The sequence below is a fragment of the Gelidibacter sp. genome (assembly GCF_035515035.1).
Taxonomy (GTDB): Bacteria; Bacteroidota; Bacteroidia; order Flavobacteriales; family Flavobacteriaceae; genus Gelidibacter.
Window position 1 is genome coordinate 1 of sequence record NZ_DATJCA010000015.1, and the last position, 4495, is coordinate 4495.

Annotated in this window: 5 protein-coding genes; all 5 read left to right on the forward strand. The window is 39.9% G+C overall.

Features of this window, described 5'->3' with window-relative positions; genetic code table 11:
• The first annotated feature begins 153 nt into the window (after positions 1-153).
• On the forward strand, positions 154-606 hold the full coding sequence (gene tnpA, locus VLZ86_RS00750) for an IS200/IS605 family transposase (protein WP_325447713.1): 453 nt from the start codon (positions 154-156) through the stop codon (positions 604-606).
• Positions 581-829, forward strand: coding sequence for a hypothetical protein (locus VLZ86_RS00755; protein ID WP_325447715.1), 249 nt, complete (start codon positions 581-583; stop codon positions 827-829). The genes tnpA and VLZ86_RS00755 overlap by 26 nt, the downstream gene beginning before the upstream one ends.
• Positions 830-833: 4 nt before the next feature.
• Positions 834-2474: a class I SAM-dependent DNA methyltransferase gene (locus VLZ86_RS00760; protein ID WP_325447717.1), complete on the forward strand. Its 1641-nt coding sequence runs from the start codon at positions 834-836 to the stop codon at positions 2472-2474.
• A gap of 12 nt (positions 2475-2486) precedes the next feature.
• The gene (locus VLZ86_RS00765; protein WP_325447719.1) at positions 2487-2969 is read left to right on the forward strand and encodes a GIY-YIG nuclease family protein; all 483 of its coding nucleotides are present in this window, start codon (positions 2487-2489) and stop codon (positions 2967-2969) included.
• Between the two features lie 84 nt (positions 2970-3053).
• Complete coding sequence (locus tag VLZ86_RS00770; protein WP_325447720.1) at positions 3054-4286, forward strand: restriction endonuclease subunit S; 1233 nt, start codon at positions 3054-3056, stop codon at positions 4284-4286.
• Positions 4287-4495 lie beyond the last annotated feature (209 nt).

The following is a 4495-nucleotide window of genomic DNA, read 5'->3' on the forward strand; positions in this document are numbered from 1 at the left end:
AAAGTTATTTCAGCACGCAAATGATGCGATTGGTGATTGACCAATTTAAAAACAAAAACAAGTTTAACCTAAATGCGGAATCATCCAAGTACATCAACAACTTGGTGGTAAACGAATACATTAATGAATTTTACGGAAGAGCAATTTAAGTGAATGCCACAGTCAATAGCATATAATTATAGTCATATTACCTTTAGTACAAAGGACAGATTTCCTTTTATTGATGAAGAAATTCAAAATGAATTATTTCAATACATTGGAGGCATTTGTAAAAATATGGATTTTAAACCCGTTATAGTTGGAGGCTATAAAGACCACATTCATATACTTTGTGTGCTATCTCGTAAAGTTGCTCTGATGAAACTAATTGAAGAAGCTAAAGCGCATTCATCAAAATGGATGAAGACTAAAGGTGAGAAATACAAGAACTTTTATTGGCAGAGAGGCTATGGAAGTTTTTCGGTCAACCCGGCAGAGATTGATGTGGTGATTCGGTACATTGAGAATCAGTCTGAACATCATAAAAAAAAGACATTTCAAGAAGAATATTTGGCGTTTTTGAAAAAGTATAAGGTAGAATATGATGAGCGATATTTATGGGATTGATTGCGCACCTTTGGTGCTTGGCGTAGGTCAGATGCATTATTTCATGGCCCTATCGGGCCATGTTAATGATTATTGCACCTATGGTGCTTTTTTCTCTGTACAAATGAATAGGAGAACTAGCACCAAAGGTGCCACATCAATAGCCTTGGGCAATGCCCAAGGTATAAAGGACAAAATACCATTAAGCACCAACGGTGCGAAATATATATTAAAGAGTAAATAGAAATATGAACGACATAGATTTTAAAGAAAAAACCAAAGCCCTGATTGATAGCCTCAAAAGCATCAGTGCCAACTATGGCCTGGGCAATGATGGCAACGAGTTCAAAATCATTACGCAGGTATTCCTGTATAAATTTATGAACGACAAGTTCGCCTTTGAGTTGAAGAAACTTGACCCGAAATTGAAGAATGCAGACAATTGGGAAGAAACCGTAAAATCCTATTCGGATGATGATTACGAAATGTTGCTGCTGCAATTGGGAGCCGATACGGCCAAACTCAAACCGCAACATTTTATCTCCGAACTCTTCAGCCGACAAAACGAAAGCGATTTTGCCAAACTCTTTGACGATACACTTTTAGACATTGCCATTACCAACAACGATATTTTCTCGGTGAAAACAGATGGTGGTGCCAAAGTGGTACTCTTCGACCGCATTACCGAATACATCAGTGACGGCAGCAAGCGGGATGCCTTTGCCAAAGCCATCATCAACAAACTGGTGGGTGTGAGCTTTGAGCATATTTTCCACCAAAAATTCGATTTCTACGCCACCATTTTCGAGTACCTGATTAAGGACTACAACACCAACAGCGGTGGCAAGTATGCCGAGTACTTTACGCCCCACGCGGTAGCCAAAATTATGGCGGCTATTTTAGTGAACGAACCCGACCAAGATGTAACCGTTTACGACCCTTCGGCAGGTTCGGGAACGCTTTTGATGAACATTGCCCACGCCATTGGCGAAGACAAATGCACCATCTATTCGCAGGATGTGAGTCAAAAATCTTCGAGCTTGTTGCGATTGAACCTGATTTTGAATAATCTGGTCCATTCCATTCAAAACATCATTCAGGGTAATACCATTTTGCACCCTTACCACAAGGACAAAGAAGGCAACTTGCAGAAATTCGATTACATCGTTTCCAATCCGCCTTTTAAGCTCGATTTTTCGGATTATCGAGACGATTTGGACAGCAAAGAAAACAACGACCGCTTTTTTGCGGGAATTCCGAAAGTACCGAATAAAGCCAAAGACAAAATGGCGATTTACCTGCTCTTTTTACAGCACATTATGCACACGCTGAGCAAAAAAGGTAAAGCCGCCATAGTAGTGCCTACAGGTTTTATCACCGCACAGAGCGGCATTGATAAAAAGATTCGTGAAAAAATGGTAGAGAGCAAAATGCTGGCAGGCGTGGTGAGTATGCCGAGCAATATTTTTGCCACCACGGGTACGAATGTAAGCATTGTATTTTTGGACAAAAGCAACAAAAACGAAGTGGTGCTGATAGATGCTTCTAACTTGGGCGAAACGGTAAAAGAAGGCAAAAACCAAAAAACCGTACTCACCCCTGCCGAAGAACAGCAAATCATTGACACCTTTAACCAACGGAAAGCCGTGGATGATTTCTCGGTAGTGGTAAGCTATGACGAGATAAAGCAGAAAAACTACTCTCTGAGTGCCGGGCAATATTTTGAAGTGAAAATTGAATATGTGGACATTACCGCAGAAGAATTTGCCGCCAAGATGAAAGGCTTTGAAGACAACCTAAACCAACTCTTTGCTGAGGGCAGGGAACTGGAAATGGAGATTCAGAATAATTTAAAAGGATTGGGCTTCGACAAGCTCAGCCCCCAGTAAAAACGAAGTGTTATGAAAGGTTTTTTGTACATATTAGAATGTAGTGATGGTAGCTATTATACAGGAAGTACTAAGGAGTTAGAATTGCGGTTAGCTCAGCATCAAGCCGGTGAAGGAGCAAACCACACCAAAAAAAGACTTCCTGTTAAATTGGTTTATTATGAAGAATTTTCAAGAATTGACGAGGCTTTTTATAGAGAAAAGCAAGTGCAAGGATGGAGTAGAAAGAAGAAGGAAGCTTTGATTGGGAATCGTCCGGAAGATTTGCCCTTACTTTCAAAAAACCATACACAATATCCAAAAGATTTTATGATTTCGATGAAGGATGAGGTGCCTGAGCCATCGGTGTCTGAGCCATCGGTGCCTGAGCCATCGGTGCCTGAGCCATCGGCGCCTGAGCCATCGGTGCCTGAGCCATCGGTGCCTGAGCCTGTCGAAGGCACAACTAACAAAATTCAGAATAATTTAAAGGAGTTGCGATATGAAAAACAATAACACTTGGCGACTTAGCGACTTAGCGAGAGAATATATCACGCAAAGCCGCAGAGCCACAAAGAATAATTTAAAAGGGAGTAGGATATGAATAGTATTTCAAGAGTCAAATTAGGTGATTTGATTGAATTTCAGAGAGGATATGATTTACCTAAATCTCAATTTATTAAAGGAGAATACCCTGTCCAAGCTTCAAACGGTGTTTTGGGATACCATAATGAATTTAAAGTTAAAGGCCCTGGAATAACTATAGGAAGAAGTGGAACAGTTGGATTGCCTCATCTTGTTAAATTAAACTTTTTTCCGCACAATACAACTTTATTTGTCAAAGATTTTAAAGGAAATGATATTGAATATATTTTTTACCTACTTAAAAATTTAAAACTTGGTGATAAGAAAAGTGGGTCTAGTGTACCTACTATGAATAGAAATCATTTGCACCCAATTAAAATAATTGCATACAAAAACCTCCCCACCCAAAAATCCATTGCCAAAGTCCTTTCCGACTTAGATGCAAAAATCGAGCTGAACAACAAAATCAACCGAGAGTTGGAAGCAATGGCAAAAACGCTCTACGACTATTGGTTTGTGCAGTTTGATTTTCCCGATGCCAACGGCAAACCCTACAAATCCTCAGGTGGAAAAATGGTGTACAATGCCGAGTTGAAAAGAGAGATTCCTGAAGGGTGGGCGGTGAAGAAGTTGTCGCAGATTGCAAATATCACTATGGGGCAATCACCATCAGGTAGTTCTTATAATGACGATGGCATTGGTGAAATATTTTTTCAAGGTTCGACTGACTTTGGTTGGCGATATCCAACAATTAGGCAATACACAACAGAACCAAGCAGAATGGCAAAAAGCGGGGACATTTTATTGAGTGTTCGAGCACCAGTCGGAACATTGAACATTGCCGATAATGATTGTTGTATAGGTCGTGGTCTGACAGCTTTAAACAGCAAATCAGGTTATGACAGCTACCTTTATTATGTGATGGAATATTTTAAACAAATCTTTGACCATAGAAATAATGCAGGTACAACTTTCGGCTCAATTACTAAAGATGATTTACATTCTTTGAAGTTGGTTTACCCTAAGGATGACTTGCTCAAAAAGTACAATCAAACTGTTTCAAAATTCAATCAAATGATTTTGATTAATCACAAACAAAACCAACACCTCACCACCTTGCGAGACTGGTTGTTACCCATGTTGATGAATGGTCAGGTAACCGTTCGGCAGGCTCACGGTAACGCAGTACAAGAAGCAGAAGAAAGATTGAATATGGCAGCAGAGCCGAGTGTAAAATATGGTAGTTAGGTATGGCAAAGAATTAGCACAACATAATTACACAAATCAAACAGAAAGTGATTTCTAGCCCAATGCAAAAAGCCAAGTTTTGCAAAAGAGCCACCAAGCCAACGCACAACAGAAAGCAGTAATATGAAAGATAAACTGACAGACGAAAAAGAACACCGAAGCGATAACAGCGTGTATGTGGCAATAGCGGGTGAAGTGGTAAATCGAAG

Bases quoted from the DNA above. Each gene is read 5' to 3' on its own strand.
- tnpA (WP_325447713.1), top strand. From the start codon at position 154: ATGCCACAGTCAATAGCATATAATTATAGTCATATTACCTTTAGTACA.
- VLZ86_RS00755 (WP_325447715.1), top strand. From the start codon at position 581: ATGATGAGCGATATTTATGGGATTGATTGCGCACCTTTGGTGCTTGGC.
- VLZ86_RS00760 (WP_325447717.1), top strand. From the start codon at position 834: ATGAACGACATAGATTTTAAAGAAAAAACCAAAGCCCTGATTGATAGC.
- VLZ86_RS00765 (WP_325447719.1), top strand. From the start codon at position 2,487: ATGAAAGGTTTTTTGTACATATTAGAATGTAGTGATGGTAGCTATTAT.
- VLZ86_RS00770 (WP_325447720.1), top strand. From the start codon at position 3,054: ATGAATAGTATTTCAAGAGTCAAATTAGGTGATTTGATTGAATTTCAG.